Below are 16,856 nucleotides of genomic sequence, written 5' to 3'. Positions count from 1 at the left end.
TCTATATACATAAAGTAACGACTATCGTTAATAACGTTTAGGCAAAGGAGTGAAAAACAAATGCTTCATATCGTGGCTTGTATCAAACAAGTTCCTGATACAAAGGTAATCAAAATGAATCCAAAAACAAACACCATGGACCGCGCAAGTGCGCCAGCAATTTTAAATCCCTATGATGCACACGCCGTTGAAGAGGCTGTCCGTCTAAAGAAAAAATACGGAGGCACCGTTTCAGTTTTAACAATGGGACCACCTCCAGCTGTTAAAGCTATTAAAAAGTGCATCGAAATTGGTGCAGATGAAGGTTATATGATTTCTGACCGAGCATTTGCAGGTGCAGACACATTAGCAACAAGCTATGCACTAACGAAAGCTTTAGAAAAAATCGCTCAAATTCAACCTATTGATCTAGTTATCTGTGGAAAAATGACAATCGACGGAGATACAGGTCAAGTTGGACCCGGAATTGCCCGCCGCTTAGATATACCACCACTGACTTCTGTGAAAAAGATCGTTGAAGTAAATCAAAAAGAAAAATACATGATTGTTCATCGAAAGTTAGAAGATGGATACGAAGTAATTCAATCTCCACTGCCCTGCCTTTTAGCCGTTGAAAAGGAAATTAATAAAATTCCATATTCTCCTTTACCAAATATGATGAGAGCCGCTAGATACAAACCATATGTTTGGGCAGTCGCAGACTTAGAAAATATCGATCGTCTCCAGTTGGGTTTAAAGGGTTCACCGACCATTGTTTCAAAAGTATGGTCACCACCTAAACCTGAAGGAGGAACAATATTAGCCGGTACCATGGAAGATCAAGTTCAACAACTGCTTGACGTTGTTTTAGAAAAGAAAGAGCTGTTTCAATAGAAGCAGGAAGAGGAGGAAGAAAGGTGGATTTTAAGGATTATCGAGGAATTTGGGTATTTATCGAAATAAAAGACGGAAAGGTCGCCCCTGTTTCGCTTGAATTACTAGGAGCAGGACGCGAATTAGCCAATAAACGAAAAACAGATCTAGCAGGGTTATTGATTGGTGATGGGGTCCTGGAACATGTGGATACGTTGTATGAGTATGGTGCAGACCTCGTATATCTATACGATGATAAATTATTTAACCACTACCGCACTGAGTCGTTTATGCGTGCTGTGTTTGATTGTTGTGAGAAACATAAACCAGAGGTCATTCTTTACGGAGCTACTCCAAATGGAAAGGACTTAGCTAGTGCTGTTGCGACTGACCTTCCAACTGGACTAACTGCTGATACAACCATATTGGATATTGAAGAAGATACCGGCCTCTTACTAGCAAGTCGACCAGCATTCGGTGGAAATATAATGGCAACGATTTTATGTAAAAAATATCGACCACAAATGGCTACCGTCCGACCGAAAGTAATGAAAGCCCTTTCTCAAGAACTCGGTCGAACTGGAACGCTTATTAAAGAAACGATTGATCTGAAGGAAGACGACATTCGAACTAAGGTGTTAGAAATTGTAAGAGAAACTACGAAGAATTCTAGTATTGATGAAGCCGATATTATCGTTGCCGGTGGAAAAGGCCTCGGAAGCAAAAACGGCTTCCAGCTAATTCACCAATTTGCTGAAGTGCTAGGAGCTGCCGTTGGTGGTAGTCGTGATGTTGTCGAAGCCGGTTGGATTGGTCATCATCATCAGGTCGGTCAAACTGGACTTACCGTCGTACCTAAAATCTATTTTGCGATTGGAATTTCCGGTGCCATTCAACATATTGTCGGAATGCAAAACTCTGGTTTAATTATTGCTATAAATAAAGATCCAGATGCTCCAATTTTTCAAACATGCCATTACGGTATCGTTGGCGATGCTCTAGAGGTAATTCCACTATTAATTAAAGCTTTTGAAGAAGCGTTGAACAGGAGAGTGACTCATGCCTGAAAAATTTGATTGTATCGTTGTTGGTGCTGGCCCTGCGGGAATTTCTTGTGCCTATGAAATGGCCAAGGCTGGATTAGATGTTGTCCTTATCGAACGTGGTGAATACCCTGGTTCAAAAAACGTCATGGGAGGTGTTCTTTATCGACAAATGATGGAAGATATTATCCCCGAATTTTACAAAGAGGCTCCACTTGAAAGACCGGTTGTTGAGCAACGTTTCATGATGTTAGATAAACAGTCAGCCTCTTCCTTTAGCTACAAAGGATTGGAATGGGGCGAAGAACCATATAACAATTTCACCGTGTTACGAGCAAAATTTGATCAATGGTTTGCGGATCAAGCTGTAAAGCAAGGTGCACTTCTTATTAATGAAACGGTTGTTTTAGAATGTATTGTCGAAAATGGCAAAGTGATTGGTGTTCGTACGGATCGTGATGATGGCGAAATATTAGCCGATGTAGTTGTCTTAGCTGATGGTGTTAACTCATTGCTAGCAAAGTCACTTGGCTTCCATAAAGAGTTTCGTCCGGACGAAGTTGCCTTGGCAACGATGGAAATTCTAAAACTCGATAAAAAAATTATTGAAGACCGCTTTAACTTAGAAAGCAATCAAGGCTGTACCATTGAAATATTTGGTGATGCGACAAAGGGGATTTTAGGAACTGGCTTTCTTTATACAAATAAAGATAGCTTGAGTATTGGTGTTGGTACCCTCCTTTCCGGAATGATTAAGCAAAAAATAAAACCATATGAATTGTTAGAATACGTGAAAAACCACCCAATCATTCGCCCTTATATTCAAGGGAGCGAGCCTGTTGAGTATCTCGCTCATCTCATCCCAGAAGGTGGCTACCATTCGATGCCTAAGGTCTGTGATAATGGCGTCCTCGTCATTGGTGATGCTGCGCAACTCGTTAATGCGATCCACCGTGAAGGCTCAAACATGGCGATGACATCCGGTAGGTTCGCAGCAGAAACTGTACTTCTTGCAAAAGAACGTGGAGATTATACAGTTCGAACACTAGATACCTATCGAATGAAACTAATGGAGAGCTTCGTAGGGCAAGATTTGAAGAAATATAAGGATGCAACACATCTTTTTGATCAATCACCTCAATACTTTGAGCAATACATTCCATTAATTAATCGCGCGGCTAGTCAAATGTTTACCGTTGATGGCAAGTCAAAATGGGAGAAGCAAAAGAAAATTTGGAATGACCTTGGTACAAACCGTGAAAAGATAAAAATGGCTCGCGACATTCTTCGAGCATGGAAGGTGATGAAATAATGAGTGGATTAAAGAAGGCACAAACAATCGAGGAAAAACAATACCTTGTTCGGTTTAATGCTGACACCGAATCTCATCTTCATGTTTTAGACCATGACACATGCTTATCGAAATGCCCTGATAAAATATGTACAATTTTCTGTCCAGCCGAGGTATATAAATGGGAAGATATTCGTATGCATGTTGGGTATGAAGGCTGTCATGAATGTGGCAGTTGCAGAATAGGTTGCCCTCATGAAAATATTAAATGGGTTTATCCGAAAGGAGGTCATGGGATCGTCTTTCGACTTGGGTAATTCCTTGATACTGAGTGAATGAAAACCATGAAACACCGCCTTAAAGATGTCCCCGAGATCTTAATATGACTTGTCATAACTAGCTATTTTAAAAGCAACAATCATTGAGGAAACAGCTGGTACTAAAATAGACTAAAAATCCTCATTATCAGTATTCGATAATGAGGATTTTCTTTAAAGAACTATGACTGATTTAAATCTTCTGGTGAAAATGCTGCCGGTAATAGCTCACTAACGGTTATTTCCTTAATGTCTCCCTTTAAGTTGGACAAGTAAATAATCATGTTTGGATCACATAGTTCTGCAATCACCTGTCGACACGCACCACACGGTGGCACAGGACGTTTCGTGTCAGCAACTACTGCTAATGCTGCAAAATCTTTTTCTCCCTGTGCGTATGCACTAAATAATGCTGTACGTTCACCACAATTACACATACTATAGGCTGCATTTTCAATATTACAGCCATGAAAAACTTCGCCCCTTTTCGTTAAGAGAGCTGCACCAACTTTAAACTTTGAATATGGGACATACGCCTTTTCTCTAGCTAGCTTAGCTTCATGAATTAACTCTTCTTTTTTCATTTTGGCTATTCCACACTTTCAATTATATTGTTTACTGAGTGAATTTCATAACTACCTTAACTGAGCTTAATCAAGTTGCGAAAATAGTGAATTATGAAATTCATTTAGTTCCCTATGAAAATAGTTTAACAACTTGTGTAAAAATTACCCCTCCGAGGAAAATCCCAACTATCCCCATAATCCCAGCCACAACTGGTGGAGCTGGTAATGGCAATTTTAAACTCTTAAAAACAATGCCAATGATTACACCCGCTACTAAGCTTAAAATAATTTCTTTCATAATTAGCTACCTCTTATCTTTAATAATCTGACGATGATACTTCGCCTTTTACTATCGAAACACCTGAACTAGCACCAATACGAGTAGCGCCTGCTGCAATCATTGCTTTTGCATCAGCTAAACTTCTTACTCCCCCTGAAGCTTTTACTCCAATCGTTGGACCAACAACATTTCTCATTAATGCGATATCTTCAACTGTCGCGCCACCTGTTGAAAATCCAGTTGATGTTTTTACAAAGTCTGTCCCAGCATCTACTGCGATACGACAAGCACGCTCTTTTTCTTCGTCCGTCAAAAGACATGTCTCAATAATAACTTTTGTTAAAGCTTTTCCTTTTGCTGCTTCAACTACCGCACGAATATCTCGCTCAACTAGTTCATCATTTTTTGCTTTTAAAGCTGCTACATTGATTACCATATCTACCTCTGTAGCTCCTTTATTTATCGCATCCTTTGTTTCAAATGCCTTTGTTTCAGGAGTGTTTGCTCCCAACGGAAAACCAATTACTGTACAAATATCTACTCCAGACTCTTTTAAAAGTTCGGCTGCAGTTTCTACCCATGTTGGATTAACACATACAGATGCAAAACCAAATTCTCTTGCTTCTGCACAAAGTGTTTCAATTTGCTCCATCGTTGTATTTGCTTTCAATGCTGTGTGATCAATCATTTTTGCTAAGTTAGTCATTACTAATTCATCCTTTCAGTTTCATAAGCTAGATTACTTGTTTTTCTTTAACACATTTCTTTAAAATAACATTCCCGCAATGGATGCACTTAAAAGGGAAGCTAACATCCCTGCAATTACTGCCTTAACCCCAAGCTTTGCAATATCAGCTCGTCGGTTCGGCGCAAGGTTTCCAAGTCCACCTAGTAAAATCCCCATTGATGACACGTTTGCAAACCCACATAAAGCAAAACTAATAACTGCCACTGTTTTCGGTGAAAGCTGTTCGATTTGTGGTGCAAACGAAGAATATGCTACAAACTCATTTAAGATTAGTTTTTGTCCAATAAATCCACCTGCTTGAACAGCCTCTGCCCACGGAACTCCAATCGCAAATGCAATTGGTGCAAATAAGACGCCTAAAATCATTTCTAGAGTCAGGCCTTCGAAATTAAATAACCCACCAACTGCTCCTAAGAGGCCATTAATTAACGCAATCAATGCAATAAACGCAAGTAACATTGCCCCAATATTTAAGGCCAATTGTAAACCTGTACTTGCTCCGCGAGCAGCAGCATCTATCACATTCACTGATTCTGTATCTTTTTCCAGATGTAAGTCGTCTGACGTCTGTGAACGTTCAGTTTCTGGAATCATGATCTTTGCAATGATTAATCCTGCTGGTGCTGCCATGAAGCTTGCAGCTAATAAATATTCTAACGGAACACCTAATAATGAATACCCGATTAATACCGAACCTGCTACAGATGCTAATCCACCAGTCATTACAGCGAAAAGCTCTGACTTTGTCATTTTATCTAAATACGGTTTTACTACAAGTGGCGCTTCTGTTTGTCCTACGAAAATATTAGCAGCTGCTGAAAGCGACTCAGCTTTACTTGTTCCTAGTAATTTAGATAGAGCACCACCTAAAAATTTTATAACGATTTGCATAATTCCAATGTAGTATAGAACTGAAATTAACGCTGAAAAGAAAATAACTACTGGAAGAACTTGAAAAGCAAAGATAAAACCGATATTGTCTGCAACGAATATTCCACCAAATAAGAAGCCGATCCCTTCATTTGCATAGTTAACAATTTCGTTCACACCTAAAGCCAGTTTCTCTAATGCCTCTTTCCCAAATTCCCATTTTAATACGATAAACGCAAAGGATAACTGAATAGCTAAACCACCTAATACAGTTCTAGGTTTTATTGCCTTACGATTACTCGAAAATAAGTACGCAATAAAAAATACAGTAAAAATACCAAACATACCCCAAATGATGTTCATGTTAATCACTCCTGATGTCTAATAGAATGTTAGAAAGTTACACAAAATATTTAAATACTAATGATCATGATCGGTACATTGATAATATACCAGATTTACAGAACGTATGTAAACGCTTAATTGAACATTTGTAAAACATTTATTTTTTCTTCTTTGAAAATTCGACATAATTCGCAGGTTGAAACTAATTTTACTCTTGGTTTTCAGTTTAATATTGGGTAATGTTTCTATTTAAAGTTTACTTTCTGTAAATTTTGTTTTTTACAAATGAAAAAAAATTGTAAGGCGCACTATTCAAAACATCATATATATAAAACTATTTATTTTAATACTAAATTAAAAGCACACAAATTATTCTAGTAATTAGCAGTATATCCACCAGATCCGATCCAAACTTTACCTAGGTTCGGAATGCTTTTCTTTTTTTCAGCTTGATCCTTTCCGAACTTGGCCTAGCTTCGGAATACTTTCCTATCTAGCAGCCTGATCCTTTCCGAACTTTGTCCAGGTTCGGAATGCTTTCCTTTATCCAAACCTAATCCTTTCCGAACTTGGCCTAGGTTCGGAATACTTTCCTCTTCTCAACCTCATCCTGTCCGAAGTAGCTTAGTTTCGGACAGCTTTCCTTTTTCTCAACCTGCTCCATTCCGAGGTTAACTCAGGTTCAGACAGCTTTCATTCTTCTCAAACTAATCCTGTCCGAAGTTAGCTCAGGTTCGGACAGCTTTCATTCTTCTCAAACTGCTCCATTCCGACTTCAACCACATTCAATTTACACCACTTTTTGTAATTTTTATTTTTTACAAATGAAAAAGTGGTCGACTTTATAGTCAACCACCTAAAATTCTTTATCAAGTAAAACTTTGCCGTAAATTGATCTGTAATCAAAACGTTCGCATATTTTCCTTTTAAGGCGCCGCGAATCCCTTCTATCTTGTGTGGACCACCCGCAACCAAGACTGCATGTTCCTTCTTTTTCAACTCAGCGAGTTCTATACCGAGTGTACGGGCATTTAATTGTTCATTAAAAATTTGACCATTCTCATCGAAAAAACGTGAACAAATATCCCCTACTGCTTTAGAGTTGATCGCACGAATTTCTTGGTCTGTAAAATATCCTAACTGAAATAGTAGAGCCTCTGATTTAATAGGACCAATCGTAAATAACGCTATATTTGCTTGTTTTCCAAGCTCTAATATCCGCTTTATATGACGGTCTGCTTCCATCGCTTGCTTCACAACTACATGGTCGACGATTGCAGGTAAAGGTAGATGATGAGGGGTAGTGCCAAATGCTTTGCCAAATAAATATAGAATTTCATTCATATGGGTATTCGTTTCTGAATGACTGACTCCACCTTTTAACTGAACAACCTTGACATCTTTTACAGATTTGGTCTTTAATTCAACCGCAGTATGATACAGTGTTGTGCCCCATGTAACGCCAATAATATCACCATCTTTTACAACGGCATCTACATATTTTGCTGTAGCTTCTCCTAAATACATTTTAATGAGATGGTCTTCATACTGGGGAATATGAGTAACAATTGCTTTTTTTAAATTGAATTTTTGTTCAAGTCGAAGAGCAAGGTTTTCAATGTCTTCGGTAGGATCAATAATTTTAATCTGGACGATTCCTTCTTCCTTAGCTAGTTGAAGAAGCCTTGACACGGTTGGACGCGAGACACCTAATTGCTTAGCTATATCTACTTGATTATAATCGAGTAGATAGTAAAGCTTCGCTGCTTCAATTACTTTTAAGAGCTTTTCATTTTCCATAATATCACCTATGTTTTGAAATTATGTTCTATTGTATCAAACAATGATATCGTTTTCATAGAGTTATTTATGATTAAGTGAAATTATGTTAAATCGATTGCGACTTATTGTTCCTACGTGTTAACTTACGACGGAACAAACGATTTAGTCCTGATTTTATATCTTCAAATAATAGATAGACAGACGGAACGAGGATTAGCGTAATGAATGCTGCAAACAGTAGCCCTGAGATAATCACGATGGCTAACGGTGACTGATAATTACTCGCTGTTCCAGTAGCTATCGCAAGTGGAAGCATTCCTCCAACTGTGGTTAAGGTTGTCATAAAGATTGGACGTAAACGATTTTTCCCAGCTTCAACAATTGCTTCTTCTGTATTGTAACCTAAACCTCTGAGTTGTTTTGTACGATCAATTAAGAGAATAGCATTATTCAAAACAATCCCTATCAAAAATACCATCCCTACACCTGATAACACACTTAATTCAGATTGCGTGAATAATAATCCTAACAATGCTCCTGTAACGGTCATCGGAATGACGGACATGACAATAAACGGATGAATAAAGCTATTAAACTGAACGGTCATTACGACGTAAACAAGAAAAATCGCAATTGCTAAAATCATCAGCATGTCTTTCTGCATTTCTTTTTGCTCTTCTAAGCTACCTCCAGTCTTAATTGAGTAACCAGCAGGAAGTTGATAGTTTGCTATTAGCTGGTCGACATCTCGGGTTATTGAACCTAGATCGCGCCCTTCAATCCCTGCCAATATGGTGACAATCCTTTCACCATCCTTTCTAGTAACTTCTGTTGGTACTTCCACCTTTTTCAACTCGATATAAGTAGCCAGCTCTTTTTCTCCAGCCATTGTCATGATTTTTTGTTTTAATAAATCGGCTTTATGATTAATGTTTACATTTGTTGTTAAAAAGATTGGTGTAACTTCTTCATCTCTTAATTCTCCTAAAGGCATACGAACTGACCATTGCTGAAACTGAGCTAAGAGCTGCGAAGCAGTCACTCCATCTCTTTCCATACTTACATTTTTAAATTGGATTTGCTCCTCAGTCATTTTCTTATTTGCCGCCGATGTAATTCCTACAACTCCTTCTACTGTCTTCAGCTTATTCATGAAATCTAGAGAAATCTCAGCTAGCTGCTCTAAATCATTTCCTTTAATCTCAATCGCCACTGGGAAGCTAGGTCCAGAAAAATCTGCTCCACCGACGCTTATTATTGGAAACTCTGCTTCTAGCTCACGGAGCGCTCGAAACATAGCCTCATTTACTTCACTTTGTTCAACCGTCGCATTTTCTTCAGTGGTCATGTTAACAAGAATATATAATACTCCAACATTATCCAAAATCAAGTTATTCTCAACATCATCTACTGCAGAGATTTGTTTATTAATTTTATGAGCAATTTCCTCGCGTTCAGCAGGAGTTAACCCACCTTCAAGCTGAACAATAATTTCTGCATAACGATTGAGTACATCTGGCATAACCGTCATTGGTATTTTGGTGATCAACAGCAACGAACTTACAAAAATAGCAATAAACAACACCACGATTCCGTAGCGGTTTCGTTTTTTCTTTGCAACCCAAGCAACTAATCGTCCATATTTAGCAATAATGACGCCCTCTTTTGAACCTTCTCTTCTATACTTTAACTTTAAAAAGTTCTCGCTTAATGTTGGAATAAGGGTGAAGGCAACAACCACTGAACTAACTAATGTCATCACAACAATCATCGAAAGAATAATCATAAATTGCCCCATTTCACCACCAAGCAAACCAATGGGAACAAAGACAACAATGGTTGTCAGCATTGAAGCAAATACTGCTGTTGCTACTTCTTTAACCCCTGCTAAAACTGCTTCTAGTTTTTTAAGGCCCGCTTCCTTCTTTCGATAAATAGACTCTAAAATAACAATCGATGAATCTACCATCATCCCGATTCCTAACCCTAAACCAATCAGAGTTAGCATGTTAAAACTGTATTCAAAGAAATACATCGCAATAAATGTTAAAAGGATCGATAGCGGAATGGACAAGCCAATGATGATGGTCGCACGGATATTTCTTAAAAATAAGATAAGGATCAAAAGAGCGATTACTCCACCAATTACTACATTTTTGCTAACTCCATCAATTGAATTCGTAACATAATCTGCTTGAGCAACTAGCTCTTCAAACTGAAAGCCTATCACATGGCCCTCTTCTTTAATTTTTTCAATTTCTCTTCGCACAGCGGCAGCCATCTCGACTTGTGTTACATCCTTAACCCGGCCAATTTGAACGAAAATAAACTCTCTTGTTCCATTATTCCAACCAACGGATGATGCCATATTTTTATCCTCATACACTTTTGCTACATCAGCTACTCGTTTAATTCCTGTTTCAGAAATAAGTTCTATATTTTTGATATCTTCTACGTTTGCCATGGTAGTCGTCCATCTTACAATCGGTTTACCGACATCTGCTTCTGCTTCTAAAGTAGCCACAGACGTATCAACATTTAACTGCTGAATAGTTTGAATTACCTGTTGATGAGAAACTCCGGCTTCTTGTAGCTTTTCTAAGTTTAATTCAACAATGAGTTCAGACTTTTCAATTCCTTCAAGACTAACTGCCCGAACTTCAGGTAAGGATTCTAGACGCGGTTTAACTATGTTACGAGCAAACTCAGACATTTCCTTCAGTTGGCCTTCTGTAATCGTCATATAAAACTCATAGGGCTGGTCTGTTGAAAACTGTTGAGTAGAGATTAGATTTACTCCTGGGAGTTGAGTTTCCAATCCTCTCATTGATGCTTCGATTTCTTTAAATACCTCTTCTCCTAAACCCTCTTCTGCCTGAATACTAATTGAACTTACACCAATTGCTGAAGAGCTAGTGATTGATTTAATCCCACTGATATTCTGTAATACCTGCTCAATAGGTTTTGTGACTTGTTGCTCAACATCAAGTGTGGACATTTGACCAGCATTCACATAAATTCCGGCCCCATCAAAAGAAATCGAGGGAAATAACTCCCGGTCAAGTTTTCCCGCAGCATAAATCCCTATTATAAAAATAAAAATGACCATTAGAGCAACCAACTTTTTTCGACCTATCAGAAAACGTAAGACGTTCATTTTAACTCCTCCTTTTTTCCCATAGCCAATTAAATTATATAGCCTACAGGTAAATTTTGGTATATAAGAATATAAAAAAAGTTAATCTTTCTGTCATCATCACTCAAGCTAGTTCTATCATAAACAAAGAATAGTTTTTCCAAAATAAACCACAGGCTGATTTTCAATAAGACTTAAGGCTTAGAAGTTCATCTAACAATAATAATGAAAGGCTCTTTTCTAAAACATTGCTCCTGCGGTTACTCGTCGCACAAAAAAACTTGTTGCTTTTAAACTGAAATAATTGGAAAAGTTCCTTATATGAAGATAAATTTAGTAATAAAAGAGCACTACTTACTAAATAAGTAGTGAAATCTTAGTAAGTATGTGTAAAAATCCGGCTTTGGGATTTTTACGAAAGCAACAAACTTTGCGAAAACAGCCTAATAAAAAAACTCACTACCTTTAGGATAATGAGCTTCGAGATACGCTGTTTTCGTATGCCTTGTTGTTATACTGGATGTCTTTCAACCATTCCCTTAGCTACACACAAGTTAAGTTACATTGATGAAGCAAATTTCACTTTCTCCTATACTAATTCGCTTCTTCAATCATTTGCATCGTATGTTGTTGAAAGTGAACTTTCTTTTACATTAAATTGTTATTACTCTTTTAAAGCACCACTCGTAAATCCTCTAAGAAAATACTTGTGTAAAAACATGAAGATCAGAAATGGTGGAATGATCGCTATAATAGAAGCAGCCATTAAATTATTCCACTCCACTCCATACTGTGTCATAAAGCTATAAAGACCATATGGCAATGTTCGCTTAGCTTCTGAGGACGTTAGGGTAAGCGTAAATAAAAACTCATCCCAAGCAACTAGGAAGGAAAATATTCCGGTAGAAATCATTCCTGGAACCGCTAGAGGGACAATAATTTTCAGAAAGGCTTGAAAACGAGAAGCACCATCAATCATCGCTGCTTCTTCAAGCTCCCGAGGAATACCCTTATAAAACCCTGTCATAATCCAAGTCGAAAAAGGCAACGAGAATGTAACATAAGCGAGGATTAGTCCTAAATAACTATCAATTAATTTAAACTTTGTCATGATAAAAAATATTGGCATAAGTAACAGGACTCCAGGGATCATTTGAGCACTTAAAAACAAGTGTAACATGCGTTTTCTACCTCGAAAGTAAAAACGCGAAAACCCATAGCCTGCTAGTGACGAAAGGACCACTGATATCAATGTCGAGCAAGTTGCCACAAACAAGCTATTGCCTAAATACCTCCGATAAGCATCCATCATTAGGACGTCCTTAAAAGCTTGGAAGGTGAATTTTTCTGGTATAAAAGAAGGTGTTAATGAGAAAATTTCATTTGATGACTTAAATGCTGTAGAAAACATCCACAGTAATGGAAAAATCATGATAAGTGCATAGACTGAGATGGCGATATACCAGAATACCCTTTTCATTAAAATTCACCCTCCTTATCTAGCAATCTTCGATAATAGATGACAAAACACGAAATGATTAGAAATGTAACAACTGCTATTGCAGAGGACAAGCCAAAATTGTATTGGGTAAAGGCTGTTCGGTAAATATGGATGACTAACGTATTGGTCGCATTTACTGGCCCGCCACCAGTCATAGTATAAATGATATTAAAGCTATTAAAAGTACCAATGAAGCTCAACGTTCCCATGACTAGTAAAATTGTCTTCATGCTCGGTAGCGTAATATAAATGAACTGTTGTAGCCAGTTTGCACCGTCGACCATCGCTGCCTCATACCACTGTGTTGGAATTGTCTTTAATCCAGCTAAACAGACAACGATCATAAAAGGTAAGCCTACCCAAGCATCAACCACAATGACTGAGATTAGTGCTAATAGCTCCCTACTTAACCAAGGGATAGGCATCTCTAATATTCCCACTGAAACCAAAACTTGATTAATAATACCGAATTGTTCATGGAGCATCCAGCGCCAGATTAATGCTGCTACCACAGAAGGGATGAGCCAGGGAATTGTAAAAAGTGACCAGTAAAACTTTGTGCCAGGATGATTTTGATGCAATAACAATGCACCTATCATTCCAAAAATAATCTTTATGGATACCGAAGAAAGTGTAAAAATGACTGTAATCAATAGAAATTTCCAGAGCTCGTTGTCACCAAATAACTCTTGATAATGAGTGAACCCGAGAAACTGATCTCGTTGTGGAGCAATTAATATTTTTTCATGAAGACTTAGCCAAAACGTCCAGGTTAATGGATAAAAAACAACAATAGACAGAACAAATAACGCTGGAAGTATAAATAGAAATCCTGTTAAATTTTCTCTTTGCCTCATTTCCCCACCACTTTTAATAATCTGTATTTATTTGGTAAACTAGTAAATAGTTTATCTCAAAACCAATCTGGAAGTAAATAGAAGATCGTGCCCAATAATTCTGGGCACGACCATAGATGTTCCGATTAATTCCCTAAAAGAGAATTTACTTTTTCGGCTGCTTCATTTAATGCTTCTTCAGGTGTTTTCGCACCGATTAGAGCTTGTTGTATGGCATCAGCAATTGCTTGATCAATTTGAGGCCACTCCGGCAATGTTGGATATGATACCGCGTGTTTAGCTTCGTTTAAAAAGAACGCCATAGCTTCATTGTTTAAGTACTCAGGATCACTCAAATTCGCTTGACGATAAGGGATAAACCCTTGATATTTTGCCCATTTCAGATCATTCTCTTGATTTGTAAAGAACTCCGTAAATTTCCAAGCTGCCTCTTTCTGCTTTGATGTATTAAACATGACAATATGGTCTGCAGTTCCCAAGCTAATTGGACGTTGTTTAATAGGATATGGAGCAATACCATACTTAATATCTGGAGCGTCATTTTCTATAAACTTAGGGAACCAAGGTCCAACCGTTGTCATACCTACAGATCCTGTTAAGAATAGGTTTTGAGAATCTCCTCGTTTATTATTAATGCTTCCTTCAGGAGCTGCTTCCTTGTACAAGTTGGTATAAAACTCTAATGCTTCTATTCCTTCAGGCGAGTTAAAAATAGCTTTTGACATATCTTCAGTCAGAATATCCCCACCATTGCCCCAGAGAAAAGGCGCCCAAAACATAGTCGTTTCCATACTGTTATCACCAACTAAACCAAATCCATATTTACCTTCTTTTGTGAATGACTTAGCTACATCTAGAAACTCATCCCATGTTGCTGGCGGTTCATTATATCCTGCTTCCTCCAACCAATCAGCCCGATAAAATAGACCAGTAGTTGTAAAGCCTACAGGTAATCCCCAGGTTTGCTCTTGATATTGCGTTGTATTCCATGCAGCATCAACAAACTCTTCGCTAAAGCCCTCGTTAAAATATTCATCAAGTGGTTCTACGACATTCATCGCTACCATTTGTGCTGTCCAGCGACCCGCAATTGTAGAAACATCCGGTAAGGTATTATTTGCAGCTGAAGTAATCAGTTTGTTCTCGCCTTCGCCCCAAGGTATGTAATCTAATTCAACGTTTATCGTTGGATACTCATCCTTAAATCGTTCAACTAAGTCGTCATGGTAATTTCTCCAATACTCATCGGTTCCCATCACCCACGCTTTTATTGTTACCGATTCTTCGTCCGTTTTAGCGGTCTCTGTTGTTTTTTCTGTATCAGCACATGCTGTGAAGATAACTAAAACACTTAGACTCAATAATAGTAGCCAAAGTTTTTTCATTCTTTCTCCATCCCCTTTTTTCTGTGTAGTAAATGTATAGAGTTAGGTCGCAAAACTACTTTAATATAGCTTTACGAATCCTATTACCCCCAGGAAATTTTGTCACGAATTCTCGAGCATCGATCGTCCTGCCCTCAAGCCTTGAAACCTCTGCTGCATGGGCATAAAGGTGACTTACGATCGTATCCTCACTATCAGTTGATTTTAGCGAATTCTCTGATAAGGTGTGCCAAAAGTTTTCCATTAACCCAAAATCCCCACCAGCGTGCATTCCAAATAAAGAAGGCTTAACATGAAATGTTTTTTCGCTCTTGCCAAATCGCTTAGTGGTAATTTTATTTGAAGACATTTCTCCAGCTAGCTCACCATGTGTGCCTAAGACTCGAACTTGACGTTGTAACTTTTCAGTAAAACCACTCATCGTAATTGTTGCAGTTGCCTGTGTCTCAAATTCCATCGTTACAACTTGATGGTCAACAACATCATTATCACAGTGATAGACACAGCGCCCATATGGCCCGGTTTCAAGCACCTTTTTTCTCCCGGTTAATGATAGATCAGAAGAAATTGTTGAGACAGGCCACCCGATGTCATCTTGCAAGTAAATCTTCTTAGCTGAGTAAGGGCAACTTTGTTCAACTTCACAGCCACTTAAACAGCGTTCCGCTGAACCAATCGGAGCGTTCTCTTTTTTGAAATGAACCAAACTTCCAAACGACGAAATCGCTATACAAGGACTATCAAGTAAAAAATGAACAATATCAAAATCATGACATGACTTCGCTAAAATCATTGGAGAGGACTCGGTACTGCTCCGCCAATTTCCTCTAACAAAGCTATGAGCCTGGTGCCAATAAGCAACATTCATATCAATCGAGATATGACGAACATTCCCAATTGAACCATCACTTATTAATCTCTTAATCTCTTGAAAAAATGGTGTGTATCGAAGCACATATGCAAGGAGCAGTAGTTTATTAGTCTGCTTTGCCTTTTTTACCATTTCAATACATTCAACAGGACTCGGGCTCATTGGTTTTTCTACCAGGACATGATAATTTTTTTCTAACGCCAGCATGACTGGTCGAAAATGATCATGGTCTTGTGTCGTAACTATAACTGCATCACACAACGTATCTTTTTCAAACAACTCTTCGTACGTGTGAAAAATATTCTCAATCTGAATATTGTGCTTCATTATAAATTGCTCTCTCCGCTCATTATTTGGTTCCGCAACAGCGACTATCTTTACTTTTTCTGGATGTAGCCTGGCAAATTCACCATATAAATCCCCTCTATTACCAGCACCTATAACAGCCACAGAAATTGCCTTCATGGTATCACTTGCCTTTACTAAGAAGTTATACACTATTTTTATGATAAAGGATTTCCAATAAAAAGTATATAACTTTTTATAATGAATGTAATTACAATAAGTTATAACAAAGGTGCAGGAGAATAATCTAATCATCCTGTCTTTCTTACTTCCAAAACTGGTCGCTCAACATCTTTACTACTTTTTAGAATTAACAGAGCGACAACACACAATTCAACTAGCAAACCAACTGATTGAGCTAATGCACCAATCATTCCATTCCAGTGCGGGAAAATCGTAGCTGTAACCACTAATACGACTAACGTAAAAACAACGTTTGTCCCTTGGGAAAATACCATGACCTTCGTTTGATTTCTAAGTAATAGTAATCCATTCCCAAAGTCAAGAAACGGAAAAACGATCGTCATCAGTAAAATATTTTTAAACTTTGCATACTTGCTTCTAGCAGTCGTTCATTAGCACCAATTACATGCTCAATGAACAATGGTCCAAGTGGAGTAAAACAAAATAAAGCCAATATAACAGTGGGAATAACTCCAATAATTAG

Annotated in this window: 15 protein-coding genes; 4 read left to right on the top strand and 11 right to left on the bottom strand. The window is 38.0% G+C overall.

Annotation, left to right across the window (positions count from 1 at the left end; translation table 11 throughout):
• The first annotated feature begins 60 nt into the window (after positions 1–60).
• Genes H1D32_RS17610 through H1D32_RS17595 form a run of 4 tightly spaced genes read left to right on the top strand, consistent with a single transcriptional unit; the run spans position 61 to position 3,503 of the window.
• Positions 61–873 carry an electron transfer flavoprotein subunit beta/FixA family protein gene (locus H1D32_RS17610; RefSeq protein WP_261179577.1) on the top strand — a complete coding sequence of 271 codons (813 nt, stop codon included), beginning with the start codon at positions 61–63 and terminating at the stop codon, positions 871–873.
• Between the two features lie 23 nt (positions 874–896).
• The gene (locus tag H1D32_RS17605; RefSeq protein ID WP_261179576.1) at positions 897–1,919 is read left to right on the top strand and encodes an electron transfer flavoprotein subunit alpha/FixB family protein; all 1,023 of its coding nucleotides are present in this window, start codon (positions 897–899) and stop codon (positions 1,917–1,919) included.
• Positions 1,912–3,207 (top strand): FAD-dependent oxidoreductase, encoded by a 1,296-nt coding sequence (locus tag H1D32_RS17600; protein WP_261179575.1) that lies wholly within the window; start codon positions 1,912–1,914, stop codon positions 3,205–3,207. Before H1D32_RS17605 ends, H1D32_RS17600 begins: the two co-directional genes overlap by 8 nt.
• Positions 3,189–3,503, top strand: a complete 315-nt coding sequence (locus H1D32_RS17595; protein ID WP_261179574.1) for a ferredoxin family protein — start codon at positions 3,189–3,191, stop codon at positions 3,501–3,503. The genes H1D32_RS17600 and H1D32_RS17595 overlap by 19 nt, the downstream gene beginning before the upstream one ends.
• 182 nt (positions 3,504–3,685) lie before the next feature.
• Here H1D32_RS17595 and H1D32_RS17590 read toward each other — a convergent pair whose 3' ends face one another.
• The 11 genes from H1D32_RS17590 to H1D32_RS17540 form a co-directional block, all read right to left on the bottom strand.
• Entirely contained in the window at positions 3,686–4,087 is a 402-nt protein-coding gene (locus tag H1D32_RS17590) for a cytidine deaminase (RefSeq protein ID WP_261179573.1), read from the bottom strand.
• Between the two features lie 112 nt (positions 4,088–4,199).
• Positions 4,200–4,367, bottom strand: a complete 168-nt coding sequence (locus tag H1D32_RS17585; protein WP_261179572.1) for a XapX domain-containing protein — start codon at positions 4,365–4,367, stop codon at positions 4,200–4,202.
• A gap of 19 nt (positions 4,368–4,386) precedes the next feature.
• Complete coding sequence (gene deoC / locus H1D32_RS17580; protein ID WP_261179571.1) at positions 4,387–5,055, bottom strand: deoxyribose-phosphate aldolase; 669 nt, start codon at positions 5,053–5,055, stop codon at positions 4,387–4,389.
• A 60-nt stretch (positions 5,056–5,115) separates the two neighbouring features.
• Positions 5,116–6,330, bottom strand: a complete 1,215-nt coding sequence (locus H1D32_RS17575) for a NupC/NupG family nucleoside CNT transporter (RefSeq protein WP_261179570.1) — start codon at positions 6,328–6,330, stop codon at positions 5,116–5,118.
• Between the two features lie 705 nt (positions 6,331–7,035).
• On the bottom strand, positions 7,036–8,112 hold the full coding sequence (locus H1D32_RS17570) for a DNA-binding transcriptional repressor DeoR (protein ID WP_314733445.1): 1,077 nt from the start codon (positions 8,110–8,112) through the stop codon (positions 7,036–7,038).
• 88 nt (positions 8,113–8,200) lie between these two features.
• Positions 8,201–11,251 (bottom strand): efflux RND transporter permease subunit, encoded by a 3,051-nt coding sequence (locus tag H1D32_RS17565; protein ID WP_261179569.1) that lies wholly within the window; start codon positions 11,249–11,251, stop codon positions 8,201–8,203.
• A gap of 643 nt (positions 11,252–11,894) precedes the next feature.
• Positions 11,895–12,710 (bottom strand): carbohydrate ABC transporter permease, encoded by an 816-nt coding sequence (locus H1D32_RS17560; protein WP_261179568.1) that lies wholly within the window; start codon positions 12,708–12,710, stop codon positions 11,895–11,897.
• The gene (locus H1D32_RS17555; protein WP_261179567.1) at positions 12,710–13,588 is read right to left on the bottom strand and encodes a carbohydrate ABC transporter permease; all 879 of its coding nucleotides are present in this window, start codon (positions 13,586–13,588) and stop codon (positions 12,710–12,712) included. The genes H1D32_RS17560 and H1D32_RS17555 overlap by 1 nt, the downstream gene beginning before the upstream one ends.
• A 125-nt stretch (positions 13,589–13,713) precedes the next feature.
• The gene (locus H1D32_RS17550; protein WP_261179566.1) at positions 13,714–14,973 is read right to left on the bottom strand and encodes an ABC transporter substrate-binding protein; all 1,260 of its coding nucleotides are present in this window, start codon (positions 14,971–14,973) and stop codon (positions 13,714–13,716) included.
• Between the two features lie 55 nt (positions 14,974–15,028).
• Complete coding sequence (locus tag H1D32_RS17545) at positions 15,029–16,309, bottom strand: Gfo/Idh/MocA family protein (RefSeq protein WP_261179565.1); 1,281 nt, start codon at positions 16,307–16,309, stop codon at positions 15,029–15,031.
• Positions 16,310–16,440: 131 nt separating this feature from the next.
• Entirely contained in the window at positions 16,441–16,716 is a 276-nt protein-coding gene (locus tag H1D32_RS17540; RefSeq protein ID WP_261179564.1) for a hypothetical protein, read from the bottom strand.
• Between the last annotated feature and the right edge of the window lie 140 nt (positions 16,717–16,856).

This window comes from Anaerobacillus sp. CMMVII (assembly GCF_025377685.1).
In the GTDB taxonomy this organism is placed as follows: Bacteria; Bacillota; Bacilli; order Bacillales; family Anaerobacillaceae; genus Anaerobacillus.
Note: the sequence above shows the minus strand (reverse complement) of the source record. Positions and strands in the feature narration are given on the sequence as shown.

What these genes read in the sequence shown, in the direction of transcription:
- H1D32_RS17565 (WP_261179569.1), bottom strand. Translation starts at nt 11,251, where the DNA reads ATGAACGTCTTACGTTTTCTGATAGGTCGAAAAAAGTTGGTTGCTCTA.
- H1D32_RS17545 (WP_261179565.1), bottom strand. Translation starts at nt 16,309, where the DNA reads ATGAAGGCAATTTCTGTGGCTGTTATAGGTGCTGGTAATAGAGGGGAT.
- H1D32_RS17600 (WP_261179575.1), top strand. Translation starts at nt 1,912, where the DNA reads ATGCCTGAAAAATTTGATTGTATCGTTGTTGGTGCTGGCCCTGCGGGA.
- H1D32_RS17555 (WP_261179567.1), bottom strand. Translation starts at nt 13,588, where the DNA reads ATGAGGCAAAGAGAAAATTTAACAGGATTTCTATTTATACTTCCAGCG.
- H1D32_RS17590 (WP_261179573.1), bottom strand. Translation starts at nt 4,087, where the DNA reads ATGAAAAAAGAAGAGTTAATTCATGAAGCTAAGCTAGCTAGAGAAAAG.
- H1D32_RS17570 (WP_314733445.1), bottom strand. Translation starts at nt 8,112, where the DNA reads ATGGAAAATGAAAAGCTCTTAAAAGTAATTGAAGCAGCGAAGCTTTAC.
- H1D32_RS17540 (WP_261179564.1), bottom strand. Translation starts at nt 16,716, where the DNA reads ATGACGATCGTTTTTCCGTTTCTTGACTTTGGGAATGGATTACTATTA.
- H1D32_RS17595 (WP_261179574.1), top strand. Translation starts at nt 3,189, where the DNA reads ATGGAAGGTGATGAAATAATGAGTGGATTAAAGAAGGCACAAACAATC.
- deoC (WP_261179571.1), bottom strand. Translation starts at nt 5,055, where the DNA reads ATGACTAACTTAGCAAAAATGATTGATCACACAGCATTGAAAGCAAAT.
- H1D32_RS17560 (WP_261179568.1), bottom strand. Translation starts at nt 12,710, where the DNA reads ATGAAAAGGGTATTCTGGTATATCGCCATCTCAGTCTATGCACTTATC.
- H1D32_RS17610 (WP_261179577.1), top strand. Translation starts at nt 61, where the DNA reads ATGCTTCATATCGTGGCTTGTATCAAACAAGTTCCTGATACAAAGGTA.
- H1D32_RS17550 (WP_261179566.1), bottom strand. Translation starts at nt 14,973, where the DNA reads ATGAAAAAACTTTGGCTACTATTATTGAGTCTAAGTGTTTTAGTTATC.
- H1D32_RS17575 (WP_261179570.1), bottom strand. Translation starts at nt 6,330, where the DNA reads ATGAACATCATTTGGGGTATGTTTGGTATTTTTACTGTATTTTTTATT.
- H1D32_RS17585 (WP_261179572.1), bottom strand. Translation starts at nt 4,367, where the DNA reads ATGAAAGAAATTATTTTAAGCTTAGTAGCGGGTGTAATCATTGGCATT.